Source organism: Inquilinus sp. YAF38, assembly GCF_052113205.1.
GTDB lineage: Bacteria > Pseudomonadota > Alphaproteobacteria > DSM-16000 > Inquilinaceae > Inquilinus.
The window spans coordinates 54,335-77,547 of record NZ_JBFRCU010000009.1 but is presented as its reverse complement, the minus strand read 5'-3'; the positions used below and the strand labels follow the sequence as shown (position 1 = coordinate 77,547).

The window sequence follows — 23,213 nt, the reverse complement described above, 5'->3', positions numbered from 1 at the left end:
GCATCACCTGCGCAACCGATCGGCTGGTGGAGCGTTCTCTCCGGACAGCGGCTGGCCCGAGCCTGGAGAGTATCGATGATCCGTATGTTCCGTCCGATCACCACCCTGGCTGTGGTCCTGGCTCTCGCCGCCTGCAGCCGGACCGAGGAGACTGCCACGCCGACGCCCGCCCCTGTCGCCAGCGCCGCTGTCACCGGCACCGCCACCTATCGCGAGCGCATCGCCCTGCCGGCGGATGCGGAGCTGATCGTGCAGCTGCTCGACGTCTCGCTGGCCGACGCGTCGTCGACGGTGGTGGCCGAGCAGCGCATCGCTCCGGTGCGCGTGCCGGCGACCTTCACCCTGTCCTACGATCCGGCGCAGATCGACCAGCGCCACAGCTACGCCGTCTCGGCTCGGGTCGAGCGCGCCGGCAAGCAGCTGTTCGTCACCGACACCCGCCACCCGGTGCTGACCCAGGGCGGCGGTGGCACTGCCGACATCGTCATGACCCGGGTCCGGGCGCCCTGAGCCGGTAGCGCCACAGCGCGTAAAGGTCGATCCCGTCCAGCCGCACCGGCAGGTACCGGATGGTCATCGCCTGGTCGGCCGGCGGCTTGGCCAGCTCGGCATAGACCGCGGCGGTCGACAGTCCGTAGGGCGCGCCCTCCTCGTTGGAATGGGCATAGTACACCGCGGCGACGCCGGTCATGGTCATCGCCGCAAGGCACATCGGGCAGGGATGGCCGCTGGCATAGATGGTGCAGCCGTCGAGCCGCAGCGCGCCGAGCGCATGGGCGGCCGCCCGGATCGCCTGCAGCTCGGCATGCGCCGTCGGGTCGCCGGTGGTGCCCATCTGGTTGACGCCGGTGGCGATCACCACACCGTCGCGCACCAGCACCGCGCCGAAAGGCCGGCCGCCCTCCTCCTCGACATTGCGGCGGGCCAGCTCGATCGCCTGGGCGAGGAAGCGTTCATGCGTGGTCATCTGATCCTCCACCAAGGAGCTTCGACTTCTGCGCCAGGTCGCCGCCGCGCCAGAGATACAGCGCCAGCAGCGRCTGCTCATCCGTTCGCATCGCATGGCCGACGCCGGACGGGTGGTGGATCAGCTCGCCCGGTCGCCGCCGCCGCCACCCCTCCCGGCCGCGGAGCCAATCGGCGGTGCCGGCCAGCGGCAGATAGATCTCCTCGGCCGCATGGCTGTGCGGCGGATACTCGATCTCCGGTCCCAGCAGCAGGACGCCGCAGGCCAGCCGGTCGCTGGCGATCGGGCCGCGCAGGCCGATCAGCTCGCTCCAGCCATAGCGCTCGAGAAAGCGCTCGCCCAGATCGCCCGCCGCATAGGTCTGCCCCCAGGCCAGCGTTCCGGCCGCGGCGACAACCTCATCGACCAGCGGCCGGGTCGCCGCCGCGGCCGTGGCCTGGTCGAGCCAGCGCAGCACCGGCAGGGGCCTGGGCTCGACCATCCGCCGCGCGGCGTCGGGTGCCGGCCATTCGTCCAGGAACGGGGCCAGCTCCGGCTGGTCGAAGCCGGCCAGCAGCATCCGCGCCGCCGCGGCCAGCCGCTCCGCGCCCGTCACGACAGCCCCTTCCGGGTCTCGGCGACGCGCGCCAGGATCGCGTCGACGGTCTCGCCGACCGTCAGCCCCGAGCTGTCGAGCCACAGCCCGAGCCGCGGCGTGTCGGCGCGCAGGCCTTGGTCCAGGTCGGCGGGCGTCCAGGCGCCGTATCCGGTCTTGCTTCGCCCCGTCTCGCGCGCGGCCACGGCTTCGGGCGACGGGCACAGCACGACGATGCCGAAGGACCGGCCGCGCAACAGCTCGGCGACCCGCGCCAGGGTCGGCCCCAGGATCACATCCTGCCAGATCACGGTGAAACCGGCCTCGGCATAGCGCCCGGCTACCGTCGCCGCCAGCTCGTGGCGCAGGTCGAGCTGGCGCATCGCCTCGGCCGGCAGGTCGGGCGTCACCTCGACCCGGCCGGAGACGATCATGCGCCGGAACAGATCGCCGCGCAGATGCACCGCCCGTGGCAGCCGTTCCGCCAGCGCCTGGGCCACGGTCGATTTGCCCGCCGCCATGATCTCGGGGACGACGAGGATGTCGGGCAGCTCGGTTTCGCTCGGCATGGTCAATCTCTTCGGTTCTCGTCCATGATTGCCGTCCCATGGCGCGACGGCACCGATCCGATGTCAACCATCCGCAACCCACCATGACCAAGGTAGGCTCGATGAAGCAGATCGCCTGCGCCATCCTGCTGCGCGACGGCCGCATCCTGCTGGGCCGCCGCACGCCGCAGCGCCGCTTCTATCCGGATTGCTGGGATGTGCTGGGCGGCCATCTCGAGGCCGGGGAAACGCCGGAGCAGGCGCTGATTCGCGAGGTGCAGGAGGAGGCCGGGGTCACGCCCCTGCGCAATCGCCTGGTCGCGACGCTGCCGGCCCCCGATCCCGTCCTGAACGGCGAAGCCCGGTACCATATCTTCGTCGTCACCGGCTGGACCGGAGGCGAGCCGCGGATGCTGGGCGACGAGCACAGCGAGATCCGGTGGGTCCCGATCGACGAGGCCGCCCAGCTGCGCGACCTTGCGGTCGAGGCCTATCGCGACATCTTCCGGTCGTTGGCCCACCCGCGAACGATCGGCTGACGCCTTCCGAGACAACCGTCATGGCGAGCCGCTAGGGGCGTGGCCATCCAGACTGTCGCCGTCACGAGCGGCGGCTGAAAGACTGGATGGCCACGCTTCGCTCGCCATGACGGTGTGGGGCAGATGACTGCCCTCCAAATCACAGCCGGGGTTCTGATCCTGTAATCCGGATCCACCGCCCCGATCAAAATTCGTCATGGCGAGCCCCGCAGGGGCGTGGCCATCCAGCAGCTCCGGCTCCGACATTGCGATGACCATTCAACCGAGTGCGATTCTGCTGGCTTAAGTGTTCCCTTTTTGTTCTAATACAGACATGGCCAATGCCACCTCAGCCGAGACTCCGTCCCCCGGCTCGCCGTCCACGGACGAGCGGGAGACCGAGCTCCTGTCCGGGTTGACGAAGCTCGCTCTGGAGATGGCCCGGACCTTCCAGGCCGAGGCGGTCGCCGCCCTCGCGGCCGGCGATCTCGACCGGGCCGGCAAGGCCGAGACCCGCTTCAGCACCCTCTTCCTCGCCATCCGCCGCGCCGTCGCGCTCACGCTGCGCCGGCGGCGGGAGGACTCCGCCGCGTCACCGGCCGCAGACGAGGCCGCGATGCTGTCCGAGCTGATGGCGCTCGGGGAGGAGCTCGCCCGCGGCTTTCACGCCCTGGCCCTCGCCGCCCTTGCGGCCGGCGATCTCGACCGCGCCGGGGAGGCGGAGACCCGCTTCAGCAGCCTGTTCCTCGGCATCCGCCGCGCCATCGCGCTCAAGGCCAGGCTGCGGCAGCAGCGGGAGCAGGCGCAGCGCGAGGCCGAGATCCGGCGGAAGGCCCGGCAGGACGAGAAGGACGGCCGGCGCCAGGCCGCCGCCCACGGCGTCGCCGCCGCCATTGCCGCGGTGCCCGACGCCGAGGCCCAGGAGCGGCTGACCGCCGAGCTCCGGGAAAAGCTGACCGAGGACGAGCGCATCGACGTCGACCTCGCCGACACCGCCTTGCCGATCGAAGCCCTGATCGCCAGCCTGTGCCGGGCCCTCGGCCTCCCGCCCGATGGGATTCCGCCGGCCGGCGGACCCGCCGGGGCGGCGGAGTCCGGGGCCGATGATATCGGCACCGGGCCGAAGAACCAGGCCTCCGATCCGGCCTCGATTCGGTCCGCTCTCAGGCGCGGCCGCTGCAGTCCCGCAGCAGCAGGGTGGCGAACCAATCGTCCTTCAGAAGAAAGTTCAGGTTCTTGGCGATGGCGTCGTCCACCGCGCGGTCCACCGACTGGCCACGAGCCACGGTGAAGGTGGTGCCGAAGGCCTGGTCGAACTGGACGTTGCCGCCGACCGCCAGCACGTAATGGATGTCGACGCCGTAATGCTCCTCCGCCCCGGCCCGGTCGACCTTGAAATCGCGGACCGTGGCGTCGAGCACGCAGCGCGACGAGTTCAGCCCGGCGCCGGCGCGGCGCAGCTCGGCCTTCAGCGCGTTGGTGACGTAGCCTGGCACGTCGCGCACGCTGCCCTGCGGCGCCACCCCGCTGCGGGGCCGGTAGTCCATGGGATTGACTGCGACCGCCCCGGTGAGATGCGCGGTGGTCTGCGGCTGATAGCCGGTGCGCGGCGCCGGCACCGGCTGGGTGGCGCAGGCGGCGATGAGAAGGGCAAAGGCAAGCGGCAGGCGGCGCAGCATTGGGGACTCCCGAGATGTCCGGCGGGGTCCGAAACGCCCCTCCCCGACATAGCCTCGCCGCCGCCACGGGGTCAATCGATGCTCGCGCCGACGGGCCGGCCCACCACGGGGTCTCGGTCGACCTCGGAACCGTCTGCCGGCTCGGCACGTTTCTGACACGCCGAACCGGGAGAGCCTGCCATGTCCCCCCACGATCTGAACGTCAAGCTCGATGCCGATGTGCCGCAGCTCAAGATCCTCGACCCCGAGTTGCTCGACTATATCCAGCGGCGCCGGGTCGAGGATGTCGGCTTCCCCGCCGGCGCGCGGATCATGACCGAGGGCGATTCCAACCCGCCGCTCTACACCGTGGCCCGCGGCTGGGCGATGCGGTTCAAGGCCCTGCCGGACGGTCGCCGGCAGATCCTGTCCTTCATCCTGCCGGGCGACGTGATCGGCTTCCAGGCCCAGTTCTTCGACAGCGCCGTCACCTCGATCGAGGCGATCACCGACGTCTCGCTCTGCGTCGTCCCCTATCAGGACGTCGCCGGCCTGTCCCAGGCCCAGCCGGAGATCGCGCTCCGCTTCGCCGCGCTGACCGCGGACCAGAAGCGCGCGATGGAGGAACAGTTGCTGTCGCTGGGCCAGCGCACCGCGCCGGAGCGGGTGGCGGCCCTGGTCCTCGACCTGTATGGCCGGGCCGAGGCGCGCGACATGGTGCGAAGCGACGGCATGCCGTTCCCGCTCACCCAGCAGCATATCGCCGACGCGCTCGGCATCTCGCTGGTGCATGCCAACCGGACGCTGAAGCGGCTGCAGCGCGACGGGTTGTTCCGGATCAAGGGACGGCGGCTGCAGGTCCTGGACGCTGCGGCGCTCGAGAAAAGGACGGCGCAGAAGCTGGCGGCCTGAGCGCCAGGTCTCCTGAGTGTTAAGAGACCGTTTCGAAATGCGCTGGCGAGAGTCGGCTGGCGGTTGGTTTCGAGAACCGGCGCGCAGCGGACGTTTGGGTCCGTGAGCACCGGAAGCGCAGAAAACGCCGTCAGACGGCCGCGCCAGTAGCATTTCCAAACGGTCTCTAAGCGGCTTCCGCGGTCGGCGGCACATAGGCCATGCGGGCGGCGCGCACCTTGTCGTGATGCTGGTCGGCCCAGCGCACCAGCGCGTCCAGCGGCTCCATCAGCGACCGGCCCAGCGGTGTCAGCGCGTAGTCCACCCGCGGTGGGATCGTCGGATGCACCGTGCGCGTCACCAGCCCGTCCTGCTCCAATCGGCGCAGCGTCTGCGCCAGCATGCGCTGGGAGATGTCGCCGATCTCGCGCTTGACCACGGTGAAGCGCTTCACCCCCGGCGACAGCGTCTGCAACACCAAAAGACTCCAGCGATCGCCGATCCGGTCCAGCACGTCCCGGATCGGACAGGGATGAAACGCCCCGTCCACCATCTGCCGCGCCACCATCACCGCTCCTTCCTCGCCCATCCAGCCGGTCACCAATCCGTCACCAGGTGACGGGGAGAACCCGTCTTGCCCGCCCGACCCTGCAGGGCTTACCCAAAGGTACCTTATCGGAACCGATATCTGGATCGGAACCGATCAAACTGGCCGCGTCGTAGGGGAGACCATCATGCCGCACCCATCCACTCGTCGTTTTATCCTGGCGACCATGGGCTTGGCCGTCGCCGGGGCAGCGCCTGTGATCCAGGCGCGCGCGGAAGGACCGGAGCCGAAATCCGTCGTGGTGGAGTTCTACCGGATGGCCTTCGAGCAGCACCGGGTGAAGGAGGCCTTCGACCGGTATGTCGGCCCGCAATACATCCAGCACAATCCGATGGTGCCGGACGGCGCCGAGGCCACCATCAGCTTCCTCAGCGAGCGGTTCCGGAAGAACCCGCAGGCGACCAATGCCATCAAGCGGGTGATCGCCGATGGCGATCTGGTGGCGCTGCATGTGCTGTCCACCAGCGGCCCGGGCGACCGCGGCCGGGCCATCGTCGACATCTTCCGCGTCGCCGACGGCAAGATTGTCGAGCACTGGGACGTCATCCAGCCGGCGCCGGAGACCGCGGCGAACCCCAACACCATGTTCTAGCCAGACCGGGCAGCTGGCGAGATTCGCCGGATCCCGGCCGGCCGACAGCACCTCCCCGGATCACCACAAGCAAAGCCTGACGAAGCGGCTGAAAGTTAAGGATTTTTCATTGGGAACCTCGCCTCGCTGCGGCCTATTCCCATGACGTAAGCCCACAGCAAGGGAGCTTGGATTATGGCGAGCAGCCAGACTCCGCACCGGGGCGGCGCCGGGAACTTCGCCTACAATCGGGAGCGAGCGGCGGAAGCCGGCCGCAAGGGCGGCCAAAAGAGCAGCGGCAACTTCGCCCATGACCCCGCCCGCGCTTCGGAAGCCGGCCGCAAGGGCGGCCAGCACAGCGGCGGCAACTTCAAGAACGATCCGGCCCGGGCGGCGGCGGCAGGTCGCAAGGGTGGACAGGAAAGCGGCGGCAACTTCGCCAATGACCGCGAGCGCGCGGCGGAAGCCGGGCGGAAGGGCGGTCTCTCCGGCCACGGGCCGCATTGACGCGACAGCGCTGACGTCGCGGCATCAGGGCAGGCTGGACCTGCCCTTTCTTTTGCTGAGAGTGTTCGGCCGACCGGAGACGACCGACCGAATGCGATGTTTCAAGCTGCCCGCGGGTGGGCGTGCCGGGCCGCCGCGGTGTTGACCGTGGTCTTGGCCAGCTTGGTCAGCGTCTCGTCGGTCGCCTTCTCCTCCGCCAGGGTTTCCAGCAGCAGATTCAGCGCCTCGTCGTGCTTCATCGCCTTGGCCCAGGTGCAGACGGTGCCGTAGGCGGCGATCTCGTAATGCTCGACTTTCTGCGCCGCCGCGGTCAGCGCGGCATCGAGCGCGTCGGGCTCGAGCCCGAGCTCGGTCAGCTCCTGCGCCTCGGCCAGCAGCCCCTCCATCGCCTCACAGCTCTGGCCGCGCGGCGACGCGTCGAGATCCTTGAACACAACGTCCAGGCGCTCGACCTGGGCCTTGGTCTGCTCCAGGTGGTGCTCGAAGCCCTGCTTCAGCTCCGGATTGGTGGCGGCGCGCGCCATCTTCGGCAGCGCCCGGGTCAGCTGCTGCTCGGCGCTGTAGAGGTCCTTCAGCTCGTTGAGGAACAGGTCGTGCAGCGTCTTCGTTGCCATGGCCGGCCTCGCTGTGGCTGGTGACGAGGGCCGCCGGCGTATGGCAGCCCTCGTTCCAGCAATGGCGGCGTCCGGCCCGCGGTTCCGGATCAGGCCAGCAGCGGCATCATCGCGGCGACCAGCGGGTGGCGCACGATGTCCGCGGTGGTCAACCGGACGACGGCGACGCCGTCCAGTGCCTCCAGCCGCCGCGCCGCTTCCTCCAGCCCGGACAGGCCGGGCAGCAGGTCGGTCTGGTCGGGGTCGCCGGTGATCACCATGGTCGAGTGCCAGCCCAGGCGGGTCAGCAGCATCTTCAGCTGCTGGAAGGTCATGTTCTGCGCCTCGTCGACGATGACGAAGCTGCGCGAGATGGTGCGGCCGCGCATATAGGCCAGCGGCGCGATCTCGACGATCCCCTCCTTGGTCATCTGGCGCACCTGCTTGGCGCCGAGACGGTCGGACAGCGCGTCGTAGATCGGGCGCATCCAGGGATCCATCTTCTCGTTGATGTCCCCCGGCAGGTAGCCCAGGCTCTCGCCCGCCTCCACCACCGGCCGGGTGATGACGATGCGGCTGACCCGCTCGGCGGTCAGCGCCTCGACCGCCTTGGACACGGCGAGATAGGTCTTGCCCGTGCCGGCGGGGCCGAGGGCCAGGGTCATGGCATGGCCGTCGATCGCCTTCATCAGCGCTTCCTGATTGGCGGTCCGCGGCTTGACCGTCTTCAGGTAGCTCTGCTCCCGGAAATCATCGTCATAGCCCTCGCTGATCGGGACGATACGGGCGGTGGAAGCGCTGCGTTTGGCCATGGAACGTCGTCCTTTGCTCTCGCTTGCATCCTCGAACAGGGGATCCCAGTTGCGGCCCCCTTCACCGGGAGATCTCATTCGCCGGAACCCTCCATCGGGTCGGGTGGAACAGGACAGTGACGGATCGGAACGGACGGCCGAAAACGACAAACGCCCCTGCGAGGGGGCGTTCGAACGAGCGGCGATGCTGATGCTGACCCTGGTGGGGGGCCGGGAAGCGGATGGTGATGCCAGGCTGCTGCCCTTGCATGTCGCCTTTCCGATCACTGACGACGAAAATCACGCCGCCATGAGAAGCGTCTCACCAACCCTCGTGCTGCACCAGCGAAAAGAAGGGCGACACGGAAAATTCATACCAATAGTGGCCGCGCTGCGCCGGAGGTGCGGCTAGATCTAGCGGCTACTACTAATTGATGCATCGACCTGCGTCGCCATGTCGATGAAAGCGCGTGCCGCCGGTGAGGTCTCGTCCCGGCGCCAGGTCAGCCACATGGTGGTGACCGCGCCCGGGTCGGACAGTCGGCGGAACACCACGCCCTCGACCTGGATCCGCTGCAGCGAGGCCGGCAGCAGCGCCACGCCGAGCCCGGCCGCGACCAGCCCGACGATGGTCGAGACCTCGCGCGCCTCCTGCCCCAGCCGCGGACTGAACCCAGCGTCGCGGCACAGGCCGATCATCTGGTCGTACAGGCTGGTGCCGGCGTCGCGCGGATAGCAGACGAAGGATTCGTCGGCCAACTCGGCCAGGCCCAGCGGCGCAGGGGCACCCGCCGCCAGCGGATGGTCGGTGCGCAGCGCCGCCACCAGCGGGTCACGGAACAGCTCGCGCACCTCGATCCCGTCCGGCACCGGCGGGTAGGTCGGGTTGCGCAGGAAGCCGATCTGCAGCCGCCGCTCCGCCAGCGCCTCGATCTGCTGCCGGGTCGGCATCTCCTGCAGCTCCAGATGCACGTCCGGGTGGCGGCGGCGGAAGGCGAAGATGGTCTGCGGGATCAGCGTGGTGAAGGGGGCGGAGGCGGTGAAGGCGATGCGGATCTCGCCGATCTCGCCGCGCTGCGCCCGGCGCGCCACCTCCACCGCACGGTCGGCCGCGGCCAGCACGGTCCGCGCCTGCTCCAGGAACAGTCGCCCGACCTCGGTCAGCGCCACCCGCCGGTTGCTGCGCTCGAACAGCCGGGCGCCGAGCTCCTCCTCCAGCGCCTGGATCTGCTGGCTCAGCGGCGGTTGGGAGATACCCAGTCGCGCCGCCGCCCGGCCGAAATGCAGCTCCTCGGCCAGGGCCACGGCGTAGCGCAGATGCCGCAGTTCCATCATTCGCCAAGCCTATCAAACATGCCGCCAAACATATTGGACACTATCAATCGGCACGGCCATGTTTTCTGAAGGGTCGGGCGCCCTTCCGCAGGCCCGGCCGGAGACTTTCCGTGACCGCATCGGTCCAGTCCCTGCCGCGCTCATCCGCGCCATCCTCGATCGCCGACACCATGCCGGCCGGGACGGTGGCGGCCGAGGACATCGTCGCCTTCATCGAGCACGGCACCGCCGCCTTCCACCGCACCAACCTGGCGCTGTTCGCCGCCGGCTTCGCCACCTTCGCCCTGATCTACTGCGTGCAGCCGCTGATGCCGGTCTTCGCCACGACCTATGGCATCAGCGCGGCCGAGAGCAGCCTGTCGCTGTCGCTGACCACCGGGACGCTGGCCGTCGCGCTGCTGGTCGCCGGCGCCCTGTCCGAGGCCTGGGGCCGCAAGCCGGTGATGGTGGCATCGCTGTTCGCCTCGGCGATCCTGACCATTCTCTCCGCCCTGATGCCGTCCTGGCACGGACTTCTGGTGTTGAGAGCGCTGATGGGGCTGGCGGTCAGCGGATTGCCGGCCGTCGCCATGGCCTATGTCAGCGAGGAGATGCATCCCCGTTCGGTCGGGCTGGCGATGGGGCTGTTCATCGGCGGCAGCGCCATGGGCGGGCTCGGCGGCCGCCTGATCGCCGGCATTCTGACCGACCTCGCCTCCTGGCGCCTCGGCCTCGGCGTGGTCGGGCTCTCCGGCCTGGTCTGCGCCTTCCTGTTCTGGCGCAGCCTGCCGCCCTCGGCGCATTTCACCCCTCGGCCGCTGCGGCCGCGGCTGCTGCTGGCCGCCTTCGCCGACCATCTGCGCGACCCGGGGCTGCGCTGGCTGTTCCTGGAAGGCTTCCTGCTGATGGGCGCCTTCGTCACGCTCTACAACTACACCGGCTTCCGCTTGCTCGCGCCGCCCTACGGGCTGAGCCAGACCGCGGTGGCGGCCATCTTCGCGGTCTATCTGATCGGCATCGGCGCCTCGATCTGGGTCGGCCATCTCGCCGGCATGCTCGGTCGCCGCCGGGTGTTCTGGGCGCCGATCCTGCTGATGCTGGCCGGCATCGCCCTGACCCGCAGCGACGATCTGTGGGCGATCATCGCCGGCGTCGCCGTGCTGACCTTCGGCTTCTTCGGCGCCCATTCGGTGGCCAGCAGCTGGGTCGGCCGCCGGGCGCGGCATGCCCGCGCCCAGGCCTCCTCGCTCTATCTCTTCTTCTACTATCTCGGCTCCAGCGTCGCCGGCTCGCTCGGCGGCGTGGCCTGGGCCGATTGGGGCTGGCCGGGCGTCACCCTGATGATCGGCGCCCTGGCCCTGACGGCGCTGCTGATCGCCCTGCGCCTGGTCGTCCTGCCGCCGCGTCAGGCCTGATCGGTGCCTAGGCCCTCGACGAGGTAGAGCCGGGTCATCCGCCGCAGCTCGCCCAGGGCGGCGGCACGCGGCTTCAACCCCGGCTCGACGCCGAGCGCCGCCGCCGCTTTCATCTGCAGCAGCACGACGATCGCCATCGCCATGGCCCGGTCCGGCGGCAGCCCCGGTGCGCGGAATATCAGAATCCGCGCCACGCCCTCACGCAAGGCGTCGCGCAGCCGCAACGGCTGGGCGGCGTCCCGTCGCGCCTCGAACAGCGCCAGAGCCGCCGCGCGCTCCTGCTTCAGCCCGACCAGCAGGTCGATCAGCGCATTCGCCAGCGCCGGGACAGCCAGCTGCGCCGCCTGCGCCTCGACCGCCTGCAGCCTCGCCAGCACCCGCTCGCTATAGCCGGCCAGCAGCGCGTCGGCCAACGCCTCCTTGCTCGGGAAGAATTGGTACAGCGAGCCGATCGGCGCGCCGGCCCGGGCCGCGACCTCGGTCATCGTTGTCGCTTCATAGCCCTTCTCCGCGAACACGGCCGCCCCCGCCTGCAGCAGCGCCGCGACGCGGTCGCGCCCGCGCTGGCGCCGGGGCTCGCGCATCACGGCGGCGTCGGAGACCGTTGACTTTTGTGAGGACATACTCATAAAACTGATTGCGAGGCTATCCTCATATTTTCACATGCACCCGCCCCCGTCCATCCGCCCGGCCCGCCGGCGGAACTGGAGGCGCGCTGCCTGCCGCGAAAGGCGACGACATGCCCACTCTCGACCCGCACAGCACCGCCCTGGTCCTGATCGATCTGCAGCACGGCATCCTCGGCATGCCGCTCGCGCCCCGCGGTGGGGCGGAGGTGCTGGTCACGGCCAAGGCCCTGGCCGCGCGCTTCCGTGCCGCCGGTGCCCTGGTGCTGCCGGTCCGCGTCGGCTGGGCGCCGGATTTCGCCGATGCGCCCCGCCAGCCGGTGGACCGGCCGATGCCCCGCCCGGCCGGCGGCTTGCCGGCGGGCTGGAGCGACCTCGCCGAGGGCGTGGCCGAGCCCGGTGACGTCGTTGTCACCAAGCGGCACTGGGGCGCCTTCACCGGCACCGAGCTCGACCTGCAGCTGCGCCGGCGTGGCATCGGCACCATCGTGCTCGGCGGCATCGCCACCAATTTCGGCGTCGAATCCACCGCCCGCAACGCTTGGGAGCTGAACTACGCCGTGGTCTTCGCCGAGGATGCGATGACCAGCCTGTCGGCGGAGATGCATGGCTTCGCGGTCGAGTCTATCCTGCCCCGCATCGGAATCGTCTCCCAGGCGGCGGACATCCTGCTCGGCCGGACCTGAGGCGGAAAGCGAGGCTGCAGTGGTTTCCGTGAATGGCCCGGCCCTGCCGGTCCTGGCCAGGCTGCCGCGCGCCGGGCAATGGGCCGTCCTGCTGGCCGTCTCGGCCGGGATCGCCGCCCTGCTGCAGGCCGCGGCCCTGCCCGCGGCGCTGCTGCTGGGCCCGATGGTCGCGGGCATCCTGGTCGGCATCGGCGGCGGCACCATCCGGGTGCCGCGCCAGCCCTATCTCGGTGCCCAGGCGATCATCGGCTGCCTGATCGCCGGGGCGATCACGCCGGCGATCCTGGTGTCCTTCCTGCGGGACTGGCCGCTGTTCCTGGCGATCGTGCTGGCGACGCTGGCCGCCAGCAGCCTGCTGGGCTGGCTGATGAGCCGCTGGCAGGTGCTGCCCGGCACCACCGGCGTCTGGGGCTCCTCCCCCGGCGCCGCGACCGCCATGGTGCTGATGGCCGAGGCGTTCGGCGCCGACGCCCGGCTGGTCGCCTTCATGCAGTATCTGCGCGTCGTCTGCGTCGCCACCGCGGCCTCGCTGATCGCCCGTTTCTGGGTCGACGCCGGCGATGCCGGTCCGGCGGCGATCGTGTGGTTCCCGCCGATCGATGCCGGCGCCTTCGCGGCGACGCTGGCCCTGGCCGGGCTGGGCGCCGCGGCCGGGCGGCGGCTGCGCATCCCTGCCGGCCCGATGCTGGTGCCGCTGGTGGTCGGGGCGGTGCTGCACGGGACTGGCCTGATCGAGATCGAGCTGCCGGAATGGCTGCTCGCCCTGGCCTATGCGCTGATCGGCTGGAACATCGGCCTCGGCTTCACCCGCTCGGTGCTGGTGCACGCCGCGCGGGCGCTGCCGCAGATCCTGCTGTCGATCTTGGCGCTGATCGCCTTCTGCAGCGGCCTCGCCTACGTGCTGGTGCGGACGCTCGGGGTCGACCCGCTGACCGCCTATCTGGCGACCAGCCCCGGCGGCATGGATTCGATCGCCATCATCGCCGCCTCCAGCGATGTCGACCTGCCCTTCGTCATGGCGCTGCAGACCGTGCGCTTTTCCCTGGTGGTGCTGCTGGGTCCCGCGGTAGCGCGCTTCATCGCCCGGCGGTCGCCACACGCGTCCTAGCCGGCCGCCGCTTTCAGCCTGCCCAGCTCCTCCAGGAAGCGCTCCGCCGCCACATCGGGCGACCAGGGCTCCCAGGGCGTGCCGCCATAGGCGGACAGCAGCGGGTCGTCCTCGACCGGCCGGAACCGGATCTTCAGCACCCGCCAGACCTCGTCACGGGTCCAGCCGACGACATGGATCGCCTCGCTGGCCGCGGCCACCCGGTCGGCTCGCTTGTGGAAAGCCTTCTGCTCCACCGTCCAGCGCGGCAGGCCGTAGCGCAGGAACACCGTGTCCTCGAGCCGCGCGGCCAGGTCGCGGAACTCCTGGCCCAGGAACGGCTTGATCACCGACAGCGGATCGAAGCCCAGCAGCCCCTCATCGGCGTCGTGCAGCAGCTCGCGCAGCTCGGCCAGCGGCGACAGCGGGGCCGGAGCCCAGGCCCGGCACAGCGCCAGCACGGCCAGCGAGTGCTGTGCGACCGACAGCGGCAGCGGCCAGRCCGAATGCCCGCCCCAGCGATAGGTCCGGGCCAGGCCGAGCGCCAAGTCGCGGTCGTCCCAGTCGAACGGGGTGGGGTTGAGCAGATCCAGCCGCTTGCCCGACGGCAGCCGGACCCAGGCCCGCGCCATCGCCGTCCGTCCCTCCCAGCGCATCCGCTCCCCTCGATCCCTGGCCGCACTGCCCTTCCGGGTAGCACCGAACCCGACGGGCTGTCATCCGCGGCAGGTGCGGACGGTCATCCCAACTCGCGGGCAAGCGAAGACCGGCAGGCCGCAATGGCGGCGACCGCCGGTCGGATCGCTCAGGATCTTTGGGAGAGGCTATACCTTGATGCCGCTCGTCCGCCCGTCGCGCGGCGCCCAGTTGCGCACGATGGCGCCGGCCGGTCCGTAGCGGCGGGCGAACTCCGACTGGGACAGGCGCAGCCCGCGGCACAGCATCTCGGCCCGGAGGGCGGCCTGGATGCGGGACGGGCGGGGTGCAGCGGGTTGGGGTTGCTCGGCCGAAGGGGCCATGTCTGCGATCTCCCTCATCGGGACCACAACGTCGGTGTCGTTCGCGGCCTTCTGCGGAAGCGGGGTTGGCTTGTGTTCATCCGCCCGAAGCGGGGCCGGATTCGTCTTGGGACGCCTGCGGTGCTGACCTGCCATGGCGGTTCCTCCAGCGGCTTTTGTCGTTGCAGCCCTTGGCGGCCCCGGAGGCCCGCCGCGCGCCGTGGTTTTCGCAGGAGAAGATCGATCCCATGTCCATCGGCGATGCGCCGGATCCTGTGAAGCGCATCGGCACCGGGGACGGGTGCCAAACCGACAAACACACGGGCCGGCGGAGCTGACGGCAGGAAACTTGCTCGACGCCCTCGCGGCCGATCTCCGACCTGCAGGGTCGGCACTCTGCGCCAGCGGCTGCGCCTCGACAAGGAAAATTATGGACGGAGTTATAATATTACATTCCTATGACGCGCCCCGGGTCTGAGCGGGCGAACATCTGTTCAAGATGCCGTCGGCTTGAACACTCGCGCCACCTCGGCCGCGGCCAGCAACCGCCACTTTCCTTCTGCCAGATCATCGAGACCGAGGCCGCCGATGGCGGTCCGGTGCAGGGCCTCGACATGGTTGCCGGCGGCGGCGAACATGCGCCGGACCTGATGGTAGCGGCCCTCGGTCACTGTCAGCCGGGCGCGGCGCGGCCCCATCACCTCCAACATCGCCGGCGCCAGCGGCGTGGTCTCGGACCGCAGCATCAGCGTGCCGGCGGCGAAGACCGCCGCCTCCTCCCCGGTCAGGTCGCGCGCCAGCGTCGCCTCATAGACTTTCGGGATCCGGCTCTTCGGCGAGATGATCCGGTGCAGCAGCGGCCCGTCATCGGTCAGCAGCAGCAGGCCGGTGGTGTCGCGGTCGAGGCGCCCGACGGGGGCGATGATCGGGTTGCGCAGGCGGAAGCGCGGCGGCAGCAGCTCGTAGACCACCCGGCCCGGATCGCTGGTCGAGCAGGTGGTGCCGGCAGGCTTGTGCAGCATCAGCACGACACCGGGCGGCGGGTCGAGCGGCTCGCCGTCGATCCGGATGTCCTGCTGCTCCGGCTGCGCCTCGGGCCCGAGCGGCGCGCCGCCGGCATCGGTGACGCGGCCGTCGCGCAGCAGCAGTTCGACCTGCCTGCGGCTGCCATAGCCGAGATTGGCGAGGCGGCGGACGAGCTTCATCGCACGCCCTTCGCCGCCTCGATCACCTTGTAGGCGCCGTCATCGGCAATGCGGCGGACCTTGACGAAGGCCTTCTCCAGCGTCGCCTCATAGGGCAGATGCCGGTTCGCCACCAGGAACAGCCGGCCCTTCTGGCGCAGCGCGGCGGCCGCGGCGGCGATGAAGGCCCGGCCGAGATCGTGCCGGTCGGCCCGGCCGCCCTCGTGGAAGGGCGGGTTGGTGACGATGAAATGGTAGCGCCGGTCCCGCGGCAGCCCGGTGGCGACATCGTGCCAGAGGAAATCGAGCGCGACCCGGCCGGCATAGGGCTCCAGGTTGCGCCGTGCCAGATCCAGCGCCCGCGCTTCGGCGTCGTAGAGGTCGAGCGCCGTCACCTCCGGGCCGCGGTCCAGGACCTCGGCCGCGAGAGTGCCGAAGCCAGCGCCGAGATCGGCGCCCTGCCCCTTCAGATCCGTCGGCAGATGTGCCGCCAGCAGGGCCGAGCCTGGATCGATCCGGTCCCAGGCGAACAGGCCGGGGCGGCTGAGGAAGCGGCCGTCGGCCACCGGCCGCGGTTCGTCCAGCGCCGCCCACTCGGCGCGCAAGGCCGGATCGCCGGCGCCGGCCCGGGCCCAGAACACGCGGCAGCGGTTCTTCGACAGGCTGTCGATCGGGCCGGCTAGCCGGGCCAGATCCTCCTCGGCCGAGCGCGCACCGTCGGTGTTGGCGAGGCTGACCACCACCGTCCCGCCCGGCTCGGCCTGGTCCAGTGCGCGGGCCAGCAGCGCCCTCGTCGCCTCACGCTGGCGCGGCGGCAGCACCAGCACCAGCGGGAAGCGGCCCTCGACCCGGGTCGACACGGTCAGCCCCGCTGCCTCCAACGCCGCGGCCCGCGGCCGGAAGCTCTGCTCGCAGGCCAGGGCCGGCGAGGTGAATTCGGCCAAAGCGGTGCCGGCACGGGCGCCGAGCAGCAGGGCGCGGCCATCAGCCGGCCAGGCCAGGGTGCCGTTGTGGAACGGCAGGAACAGGGTGTCGAGCGCTGGATCGTCGGTCATGCCGGCCCTCCCTGGCATATCGCCGGCGAAAACGGAAGCCTCACCCACTTCGGGAAGCGCTGCCCAGCAGTTGCGCCGGGCGGCGCAGTGCCGGGTCGAATGGGTTGATGCGCGGCCCGATTGCCGCGGCCTCACGCTTCAGGATCTCGATCACCGTCGGCAGCCGGTCCTCGCCGAGCCGCTCCGAGATCGTGCCGATGCTCAGCGCCGCCATCGCCCGGCCATCGCGGTCCAGGATCGGCACCGCGGCACCGCCCATGCCGGGCAGCACGAAGTCGCGCCGGGCGGCGAAGCCCGCCTCGCGCGCCTTCGCCATCTCGGCGCGCAGATAGACCTCATCCATCATGAAGCTCTGGCCGATCAGGCGCGGGACGTTGAAGCGGATCGCCTCCTCGCGCTCCGCCTCCGGCAGGAAGGCCAGGATCACCAGCGCCCCCTGCCCGACCCCGAGCGGAACCCGGCCGCCGATGTCGCCGGTGAAGGAGCGGATCGGAAACGGCCCTTCGCAGCGGTCGAGGCACATGGCGTCGAAGCCGCTGCGCACCAGCAGGAACACGGTGTCGCCGAGCATGGCGGAGAGGCGCTGCAGCACCGGCCGGCACAGGTCCCGCAGATTGCCGGGATTGCCGGCCCGCGCCGCCAGGGCGAAAAAGTCGATGCCGAGCCGGTAGAGCCGGCTGCGCCCGTCCTGCTCGACCATCCCTTCTGCCTGCAGCGCCTGCAGCAGCCGGTGCACGGTCGCCTGGGTCAGGCCGGTGGCCTCGGCGATGCGGATCAGCTTCGCCCCCTCGCCGCCCGCCTCGACCAGGGCCCGCAGGATGGCGAAGCCGCGCTGCAGGCTCTTGCCTGGGGCTTCGCTCTCTTTCGCCATTTCCGGAAACTCCAGGTCGAAAACGCATCTCTGATTCCGATATCCGGAATCTAATTCACAATACTCTCAATAAAACGGAATGTCTCCTTGACTCGCTGCCACGAAAGAGTCTTCTGGAAAGACGCGTCGGCGCCTTCCGTTCCACGGAAGCAAGACCGACGGGGCCGAAACGGCCATCGGACAGGGATGCCAGGGAGACTGCAGTGACCTTCCTCCGGCTCGAACGGATCTCGAAGCTCTATGGCGACGTCGCGGCGGTCGCCGATCTCGATCTGACCGTGGAGCGCGGCGAGTTCGTGTCGCTGCTCGGCCCCTCCGGCTGCGGCAAGACCACGACCTTGCAGATGGTCGCCGGCTTCGTCCCCGCCACCACCGGGCGGATCCTGCTCGACGGGCAGGACCTGACCCGGGTCAAGCCGAACCGCCGCGGCCTCGGCGTGGTGTTCCAGAGCTACGCCCTGTTCCCGCACATGACCGTGGCCGACAACGTCGCCTTCGGCCTGGAGATGCGCGGCGTCGCCAAGCCGGAACGGGCGAAGCGGGTCGAGGAGGCGCTGGCGCTGGTCCATCTCGACCACCTCGCCGGCCGCTATCCGCGGTCGCTGTCCGGCGGCCAGCGCCAACGCGTCGCTTTGGCCCGCGCCCTGGTGATCGAGCCGCCGGTGCTGCTGCTGGACGAGCCGCTGTCGAACCTGGACGCCAAGCTGCGCGAGGCGATGCAGTTCGAGCTGCGCCAGATCCAGCGCCGCACCGGCACCACCACGATCATGGTCACCCATGACCAGTCCGAGGCGCTGTCGATCAGCGATCGGGTGGTGGTGATGGAGCGCGGCCGCATCACCCAGATCGACCAGCCCTACCGGATGTACGAGCATCCGCGCAGCCGCTTCATCTCCGACTTCGTCGGCAAGGCCAACCTGCTGGACGGCGTGGTGGCCCGGCCCGGCGCCGTGGCGCGGGTCGCGGTCGGCGCCGCGACCCTGGAGGTGCCGGGCGACGGCCTGCCCGCCGGCGCCCGGGTGCTGCTGTGCCTGCGGCCCGAGAAGCTGGCGCTGGGCGCGCCCGGCACCGGCCGGCTGCCGGGCACGGTGTCGCGCCGCTACTTCCTGGGCAGCCAGTGGCTGTACCACCTGGACAGCCCAGCCGGCGAGCTGCTGGTCGCCGCGCCGAACCTGGGCGGCGAGCCGCTGGCCGAGGGTGCTGCGGCCGGCATCGACTGGGCGCCGGAGATGGTGCGGGTGCTGCGCGACACCGAAGCCGCGGAGGGCGCCCGATGAGCGCGACCGCCGAGGGGCGCCTGGCCCCCGCTGCGATGGCGCTGCCGGCGACGATCCTGTTCGCCGGGCTGGTGCTGACGCCGCTGGCGCTGACCCTGATCCTGTCCTTCCACGTCTACGACCACGCCACCGGCGTGCAGGATGCATGGACCATCGGCCAGTACCTGACGGTGCTGACCGACCCCTACTACTACGAGATCTTCCTGCGCACCTTCCGCCTCTCGGCCCTGACCACGCTGATCTGCATCGTGGTCGGCGCGCCCGAGGCCTATGTGCTGAGCCGGATGCGCAGCCCCTGGCGATCGATCTTCCTGCTGGTGGTGCTGGCGCCGCTGCTGGTCTCGGTCGTGGTCCGCGCCTTCGGCTGGAGCATGCTGCTGGGCCCGACCGGCCTGGTGAACGAGGCGACGCAGGCGCTGGGCCTCGGCCGCATCCGGCTGCTCTACACCGAGACCGCGGTGGTGGTGGCGCTGGTCCACGTCATGGTGCCCTTCATGGTCATCCCGGTCTGGACCTCGCTGCAGAAGCTGGACCCGGCGACCGAGCAGGCGGCGCTGTCGCTGGGCGCGTCGCATGCCACCGTGCTGCGCCGGGTGGTGCTGCCGCAGATCCTGCCCGGCCTGTTGTCCGGCAGCTTGATCGTGTTCGGCCTCGCCGCCAGCTCCTTCGCCATCCCGGGCCTGCTGGGCGGGCGGCGGCTGAAAATGGTCGCGACCGTGGTCTACGACGAATACCTGAACTCGCTGAACTGGCCGCTGGGCGCCGCCATCGCGGTGATCCTGCTGGTCGCCAGCCTGGCCATCATGCTCGGCTACAACCGGATCGTCGAAGGACGGTACCGGAAGACCCTCGGCTGAGGCGCCGATGTCCCGCAACGGCCCCCTCGCCCTGGTCTTCCACACGCTGGTCGTGATCTTCATGCTGGCGCCGCTGGTGATCGTCTGCCTGGTCGCCTTCACGCCGGAGAACACGCTGAGCCTGCCGACCGCCGGCCTCTCGCTGCGCTGGTTCGACGCGGTATTCCACCATGCTGATTTCCTGCAGTCCTTCTGGAACAGCCTGGCCCTGGCGACCCTGTCGGCGACCCTGTCGACCGCGATCGCCGTGCCGGCCGGCATTGCCACCACCCGCTACGCCTTCCGCGGCCGCGACGCGCTGAACGCGCTGTTCCTGTCGCCGCTGCTGATCCCGCATCTGGTGCTGGGCGTGGCGCTGCTGCAGCTGTTCTCGCGGATCGGCGCCGCCGGCAGCTTCTTCTGGCTGGTGCTGGCGCACAGCGTGGTGATCACGCCCTATGCGCTGCGGCTGGTGATCGCCGCCCTGGTCGGCTTCGACCGGTCAACCGAGCAGGCGGCAGCATCGCTGGGGGCCAGTGCGTTCACCGTGTTCCGCCGCATCACCCTGCCGATGATCCTGCCCGGCGTCGCCGGCGGCTGGCTGCTGGCCTTCATCAACAGCTTCGACGAGCTGACGATGTCGATCTTCGTCACCTCCCCCGCCACCGTCACCCTGCCGGTGCGGATGTACATGTACGCGACGGAATCGATCGACCCGATGATGGCCGCCGTCTCGGCGCTGATGGTGGCCGTCACTGCCGTCACCATGATCGTGCTCGACCGCATCTACGGCCTCGACCGCATCCTGGTCGGCCGCCAGTGACCGGATCCACCCGATGCCCATCCTGACCCGCCTGGCCGAGACCGGCCGGCCCGAGATCCGCTTCCGCCTCGACGGCCGGCCCGCCACCGCCCTGGCCGGCGACACGGTGCTGACCGCGATCCTGACCGTGGCCGACCGGCTGCGGCGATCGGAGTTCGGCGGCGGCCCCCGCGCCGGCTTCTGCCTGATGGGCGCCTGCCAGGATTGCTGGGTGGCGACCGAGGACGGGCAGCGCTTCCGCGCCTGCTCCACCGCCATCGCCGAGGGCATGCGCCTGGTCACCGGAGAGGCGGCATGAGCGACGACATCCGCCCGGTCATCGTCGGCGCCGGCCCGGGCGGCATCCGCGCTGCCCAGGCCCTCACGGCGGCCGGGCTGCGGCCGATGGTGGTGGACGAGGCGGCCAAAGGCGGCGGCCAGATCTACCGCCGCCAGCCGGACGGCTTCACCCGCGACGCCAAAACCCTCTACGGCACCGAGGCGGCCAAGGCCGAAGCGCTGCACCGGACCATCGACGGGCTGGCCATCGACCACCGGACGCAGACCTTGGTCTGGAATATCGAGGCCGGGGCGCTGGACCTGCTGCGCGACGGCCAGGCCGAGCGGTTGCCCTACAGCCATCTGATCCTGGCCACCGGCGCCACCGACCGCATCCTGCCGATTCCCGGCTGGACCCTGCCCGGCGCCTACAGCCTGGGCGCGGCGCAGGTGGCGCTGAAGTATCAGGGCTGCGGCATCGGCCGGCGCGTCGCCTTCATCGGCACCGGCCCGCTGCTGCCGCTGGTTGCCTCGCAATATCTGAAGGCCGGGGCGGAGGTCGCGGCGGTGCTGGACACCGCCCGCCAGGCCGACAAGCTGGTGGCCCTGCCCGGCCTGCTGCGCAGCCCGGCTGTCCTGGCCAAGGGACTGCGCCTGCTGGCGGCGCTGAAGGCCGGCGGCGTGCTCATGCGCTACGGCGCCCGGCCTCTCCGCATCCTCGGGACCAAGCGGGTCGAGGGCCTCATCTGGCATGACGGCGAGCGCGAGCACCGCATCGACTGCGACGCCGTTGCCTTCGGCTATGGTTTGCGGTCCGAGACCCAGCTGGCCGATCTGGCCGGCTGCCGCTTCCGCTTCGATCCGCTGAACCGCGCCTGGCTGCCGGAGCGCGATGCCGCCGGCCGCAGCAGCGTGCCGGGCGTCTACTTGGCCGGCGACGGCGCCGGCATCGCCGGGGCGGACGCCGCCGAGCTGGCCGGCGAACGCGCGGCCCTGGCGCTGCTGGAAGATCTCGGCCGGCCGGTCGACCGCGCCCGCGCCGCGCGGCTGGAGGCGAAGCTGGCCGCGATCGGGAAATTCCGCCAGGGGCTGGAGCGCGCCTTCCCCTTCCCCGCGGATTGGGCCGCCCAGGCGCCGGACGATCTGGTCGTTTGCCGCTGTGAGGAGGTATCGGCCGGCACGCTGCGTGCCACCGCCACCCGCTGGGGCACGCCGGAGCTGAACCGGCTGAAGGCGCTGTGCCGGGTCGGCATGGGCCGCTGCCAGGGCCGGATGTGCGGCGCCGCGGCGGCCGAGATCCTGGCCGCCCATCGCGGCGTCCCGGTTGAGACGGTCGGCCGGCTGCGCGGACAGGCCCCGGTCAAGCCGATCCCGATCGCGATCGAGGACGAGCCGGAGGCAGCGGCATGACCGAGCACATCACCGCCGATGTCGCCATCATCGGCGGCGGCATCGCCGGCGCGGCCGCGGCCCTGGCGTTGCGGCGCATGGGCATGTCGGTGCTGCTGCTGGAGCGCGGCTTCTGCGGCGCCCAGGCCAGCGGCGTGAACTATGGCGGCGTGCGCCGCCAGGGCCGGCCGCCGGAGCAGATCCCGCTGTCGCAGCGCGCCCACGCGATCTGGCAGCGCCTGCCCGAGACGATCGGCATCGACGGCGAGTACATCCGCTCCGGCCATCTCAAGCTGGCGCGCAGCGAGGCCGAGTTGGCGTCGCTGGAGGCCTATCTGGATCGGGTGCGCGACCTCGGCCTCGGGCTCGAGGTCGTCGCCGGCAACGCCTTCCGCGCCCGCTGGCCCTGGCTGGGCGACCGCGCCATCGCCGGGTCCTGGTGCCCGGCCGACGGACACGCCAATCCGCGGCTGGTGTCGCCCGGCTTCGCCCGCGCCGCGCGCAAGGCCGGCGCCGACATCCGCGAGCAGACGGCGGTGCGGGAGGCGGTGCGCGACGGCGACGGCTTCCGCCTGCTGGCCGGCGACGGTCTGGAGATCCGGTCGCGCCTGCTGCTGAACTGCGCCGGCGCCTGGTCCGGCCGCTTCGCCGCCGCCTTCGGCGAGCCGGTGCCGCTGGAATCGGCCCATCCCAACATGGCGGTGACCGAGCCGCTGCCGCGCCTGATGGACATCAATGTCGGGGTCGAGGGCGGTGCCATCTATGCCCGCCAGGTCGAACGCGGCAACTGCGTCATGGGCGGCGGCCGCGGCATCACCCTGGACGAAGACCGCGCCCGGCCCGGCCGCAGCGCCATCGGCGCGCTGCTGCGCCAGGCGGCGGAGCTGTTCCCGGCCCTGCGCGGCGCCCAGGTGATCCGGTTCTGGAGCGGGGTCGAGGGCGACACGCCCGACCGCAACCCGGTGCTGGGGCCGAGCCGGACCACACCAGGGCTGATCCACGGCTTCGGCTTCTCCGGCGCTGGCTTCCAGATCGGCCCGGCGGTCGGCGAGGTGCTGGCCGAGTTGGCCCGCGACGGCCGCAGTACCACCCCGATCGAGGCCTTCGACATCGGCCGCTTCGCCAGAACGGCAGCGGCCTGAGCAGCAACAATCAAACGGGAGAGAGCG

Annotated in this window: 29 protein-coding genes; 16 read left to right on the top strand and 13 right to left on the bottom strand. The window is 70.8% G+C overall.

From position 1 onward, the window contains the following. Positions 1-75 precede the first annotated feature (75 nt). Positions 76-510, top strand: a complete 435-nt coding sequence (locus AB4Z01_RS06220) for a YbaY family lipoprotein (RefSeq protein WP_441691683.1) — start codon at positions 76-78, stop codon at positions 508-510. Here the strand turns inward: AB4Z01_RS06220 and AB4Z01_RS06215 are convergent. The 3 genes from AB4Z01_RS06215 to AB4Z01_RS06205 are packed head-to-tail and all read right to left on the bottom strand — an operon-like array spanning position 485 to position 2,110. Beyond that, on the bottom strand, positions 485-967 hold the full coding sequence (locus AB4Z01_RS06215) for a nucleoside deaminase (RefSeq protein WP_441691681.1): 483 nt from the start codon (positions 965-967) through the stop codon (positions 485-487). The genes AB4Z01_RS06220 and AB4Z01_RS06215 overlap by 26 nt on opposite strands. Then, positions 954-1,562, bottom strand: coding sequence for a dimethylsulfonioproprionate lyase family protein (locus AB4Z01_RS06210; protein WP_441691678.1), 609 nt, complete (start codon positions 1,560-1,562; stop codon positions 954-956). Before AB4Z01_RS06210 ends, AB4Z01_RS06215 begins: the two co-directional genes overlap by 14 nt. Continuing rightward, entirely contained in the window at positions 1,559-2,110 is a 552-nt protein-coding gene (locus tag AB4Z01_RS06205) for an AAA family ATPase (protein ID WP_441691676.1), read from the bottom strand. Before AB4Z01_RS06205 ends, AB4Z01_RS06210 begins: the two co-directional genes overlap by 4 nt. 83 nt (positions 2,111-2,193) lie before the next feature. Here AB4Z01_RS06205 and AB4Z01_RS06200 point away from each other — a divergent pair, with 83 nt between their 5' ends. The 3 genes from AB4Z01_RS06200 (at position 2,194) to AB4Z01_RS06190 (ending at position 5,177) form a co-directional block, all read left to right on the top strand. Continuing rightward, positions 2,194-2,628, top strand: a complete 435-nt coding sequence (locus AB4Z01_RS06200) for an NUDIX hydrolase (RefSeq protein WP_441691674.1) — start codon at positions 2,194-2,196, stop codon at positions 2,626-2,628. 313 nt (positions 2,629-2,941) lie between these two features. Then, a complete protein-coding gene (locus tag AB4Z01_RS06195; protein WP_441691672.1) occupies positions 2,942-3,898 on the top strand; it encodes a hypothetical protein in 957 nt (318 codons plus the stop codon). A gap of 568 nt (positions 3,899-4,466) precedes the next feature. Then, complete coding sequence (locus tag AB4Z01_RS06190; RefSeq protein ID WP_441691669.1) at positions 4,467-5,177, top strand: Crp/Fnr family transcriptional regulator; 711 nt, start codon at positions 4,467-4,469, stop codon at positions 5,175-5,177. 166 nt (positions 5,178-5,343) lie between these two features. Here AB4Z01_RS06190 and AB4Z01_RS06185 read toward each other — a convergent pair whose 3' ends face one another. Further along, positions 5,344-5,757: a winged helix-turn-helix transcriptional regulator gene (locus tag AB4Z01_RS06185; RefSeq protein ID WP_441691666.1), complete on the bottom strand. Its 414-nt coding sequence runs from the start codon at positions 5,755-5,757 to the stop codon at positions 5,344-5,346. Between the two features lie 133 nt (positions 5,758-5,890). Between AB4Z01_RS06185 and AB4Z01_RS06180 the strand changes: the two genes are divergently transcribed. Together AB4Z01_RS06180 and AB4Z01_RS06175 are read left to right on the top strand one after the other, a co-directional pair. Next, positions 5,891-6,355, top strand: a complete 465-nt coding sequence (locus AB4Z01_RS06180) for a nuclear transport factor 2 family protein (protein ID WP_441691664.1) — start codon at positions 5,891-5,893, stop codon at positions 6,353-6,355. Positions 6,356-6,529: 174 nt separating this feature from the next. Next, positions 6,530-6,841, top strand: coding sequence for a general stress protein (locus tag AB4Z01_RS06175; RefSeq protein ID WP_138891958.1), 312 nt, complete (start codon positions 6,530-6,532; stop codon positions 6,839-6,841). Positions 6,842-6,942: 101 nt separating this feature from the next. Here the strand turns inward: AB4Z01_RS06175 and AB4Z01_RS06170 are convergent, their stop codons facing one another. Together AB4Z01_RS06170 and AB4Z01_RS06165 are read right to left on the bottom strand one after the other, a co-directional pair. Beyond that, positions 6,943-7,455, bottom strand: a complete 513-nt coding sequence (locus AB4Z01_RS06170; protein ID WP_441691663.1) for a YciE/YciF ferroxidase family protein — start codon at positions 7,453-7,455, stop codon at positions 6,943-6,945. A gap of 89 nt (positions 7,456-7,544) precedes the next feature. Then, positions 7,545-8,246: a PhoH family protein gene (locus AB4Z01_RS06165; RefSeq protein ID WP_441691661.1), complete on the bottom strand. Its 702-nt coding sequence runs from the start codon at positions 8,244-8,246 to the stop codon at positions 7,545-7,547. Between the two features lie 184 nt (positions 8,247-8,430). Between AB4Z01_RS06165 and AB4Z01_RS06160 the strand changes: the two genes are divergently transcribed. Further along, positions 8,431-8,637, top strand: a complete 207-nt coding sequence (locus AB4Z01_RS06160; RefSeq protein ID WP_441691659.1) for a hypothetical protein — start codon at positions 8,431-8,433, stop codon at positions 8,635-8,637. Between the two features lie 2 nt (positions 8,638-8,639). Here AB4Z01_RS06160 and AB4Z01_RS06155 read toward each other — a convergent pair whose 3' ends face one another. Further along, complete coding sequence (locus AB4Z01_RS06155) at positions 8,640-9,560, bottom strand: LysR family transcriptional regulator (RefSeq protein WP_441691658.1); 921 nt, start codon at positions 9,558-9,560, stop codon at positions 8,640-8,642. 110 nt (positions 9,561-9,670) lie between these two features. On the opposite strand from AB4Z01_RS06155, the gene AB4Z01_RS06150 reads away from it, so the two are divergent. Continuing rightward, on the top strand, positions 9,671-10,954 hold the full coding sequence (locus tag AB4Z01_RS06150; protein ID WP_441691657.1) for an MFS transporter: 1,284 nt from the start codon (positions 9,671-9,673) through the stop codon (positions 10,952-10,954). Here AB4Z01_RS06150 and AB4Z01_RS06145 read toward each other — a convergent pair. Then, positions 10,945-11,538: a TetR/AcrR family transcriptional regulator gene (locus AB4Z01_RS06145; protein WP_441691782.1), complete on the bottom strand. Its 594-nt coding sequence runs from the start codon at positions 11,536-11,538 to the stop codon at positions 10,945-10,947. The genes AB4Z01_RS06150 and AB4Z01_RS06145 overlap by 10 nt on opposite strands. Before the next feature lie 155 nt (positions 11,539-11,693). Here AB4Z01_RS06145 and AB4Z01_RS06140 point away from each other — a divergent pair, with 155 nt between their 5' ends. Together AB4Z01_RS06140 and AB4Z01_RS06135 are read left to right on the top strand one after the other, a co-directional pair. Then, on the top strand, positions 11,694-12,266 hold the full coding sequence (locus AB4Z01_RS06140; RefSeq protein ID WP_441691655.1) for a hydrolase: 573 nt from the start codon (positions 11,694-11,696) through the stop codon (positions 12,264-12,266). A gap of 19 nt (positions 12,267-12,285) precedes the next feature. Further along, positions 12,286-13,374 carry an AbrB family transcriptional regulator gene (locus tag AB4Z01_RS06135; protein WP_441691652.1) on the top strand — a complete coding sequence of 363 codons (1,089 nt, stop codon included), beginning with the start codon at positions 12,286-12,288 and terminating at the stop codon, positions 13,372-13,374. On the opposite strand, the gene AB4Z01_RS06130 is transcribed toward AB4Z01_RS06135, so the two are convergent. From AB4Z01_RS06130 to AB4Z01_RS06110, 5 genes are all read right to left on the bottom strand, one after another. Then, positions 13,371-14,009 carry an HD family hydrolase gene (locus AB4Z01_RS06130; protein WP_441691650.1) on the bottom strand — a complete coding sequence of 213 codons (639 nt, stop codon included), beginning with the start codon at positions 14,007-14,009 and terminating at the stop codon, positions 13,371-13,373. The two genes, AB4Z01_RS06135 and AB4Z01_RS06130, sit on opposite strands and share 4 nt — an antisense overlap. Positions 14,010-14,177: 168 nt before the next feature. Then, positions 14,178-14,372, bottom strand: coding sequence for a hypothetical protein (locus AB4Z01_RS06125; protein ID WP_441691647.1), 195 nt, complete (start codon positions 14,370-14,372; stop codon positions 14,178-14,180). A 473-nt stretch (positions 14,373-14,845) separates the two neighbouring features. Then, positions 14,846-15,556: a pseudouridine synthase gene (locus AB4Z01_RS06120; RefSeq protein ID WP_441691645.1), complete on the bottom strand. Its 711-nt coding sequence runs from the start codon at positions 15,554-15,556 to the stop codon at positions 14,846-14,848. Beyond that, complete coding sequence (locus AB4Z01_RS06115) at positions 15,553-16,590, bottom strand: class I SAM-dependent methyltransferase (RefSeq protein ID WP_441691643.1); 1,038 nt, start codon at positions 16,588-16,590, stop codon at positions 15,553-15,555. Before AB4Z01_RS06115 ends, AB4Z01_RS06120 begins: the two co-directional genes overlap by 4 nt. Positions 16,591-16,630: 40 nt before the next feature. Beyond that, positions 16,631-17,461, bottom strand: a complete 831-nt coding sequence (locus AB4Z01_RS06110) for an IclR family transcriptional regulator (RefSeq protein ID WP_441691640.1) — start codon at positions 17,459-17,461, stop codon at positions 16,631-16,633. 203 nt (positions 17,462-17,664) lie between these two features. Here AB4Z01_RS06110 and AB4Z01_RS06105 point away from each other — a divergent pair, with 203 nt between their 5' ends. From AB4Z01_RS06105 to AB4Z01_RS06080, 6 genes are read left to right on the top strand one after another with little or no spacing between them, the layout of a single operon-like run. Beyond that, positions 17,665-18,738: an ABC transporter ATP-binding protein gene (locus AB4Z01_RS06105; protein WP_441691637.1), complete on the top strand. Its 1,074-nt coding sequence runs from the start codon at positions 17,665-17,667 to the stop codon at positions 18,736-18,738. Further along, positions 18,735-19,595, top strand: a complete 861-nt coding sequence (locus AB4Z01_RS06100) for an ABC transporter permease (RefSeq protein WP_441691635.1) — start codon at positions 18,735-18,737, stop codon at positions 19,593-19,595. The genes AB4Z01_RS06105 and AB4Z01_RS06100 overlap by 4 nt, the downstream gene beginning before the upstream one ends. Before the next feature lie 7 nt (positions 19,596-19,602). Further along, a complete protein-coding gene (locus tag AB4Z01_RS06095; protein ID WP_441691633.1) occupies positions 19,603-20,397 on the top strand; it encodes an ABC transporter permease in 795 nt (264 codons plus the stop codon). A 13-nt stretch (positions 20,398-20,410) separates the two neighbouring features. Next, entirely contained in the window at positions 20,411-20,695 is a 285-nt protein-coding gene (locus AB4Z01_RS06090; RefSeq protein WP_441691632.1) for a (2Fe-2S)-binding protein, read from the top strand. Then, positions 20,692-22,065 carry an FAD-dependent oxidoreductase gene (locus AB4Z01_RS06085; RefSeq protein ID WP_441691630.1) on the top strand — a complete coding sequence of 458 codons (1,374 nt, stop codon included), beginning with the start codon at positions 20,692-20,694 and terminating at the stop codon, positions 22,063-22,065. The genes AB4Z01_RS06090 and AB4Z01_RS06085 overlap by 4 nt, the downstream gene beginning before the upstream one ends. After that, positions 22,062-23,186: an NAD(P)/FAD-dependent oxidoreductase gene (locus AB4Z01_RS06080; RefSeq protein ID WP_441691627.1), complete on the top strand. Its 1,125-nt coding sequence runs from the start codon at positions 22,062-22,064 to the stop codon at positions 23,184-23,186. Before AB4Z01_RS06085 ends, AB4Z01_RS06080 begins: the two co-directional genes overlap by 4 nt. Positions 23,187-23,213 lie beyond the last annotated feature (27 nt).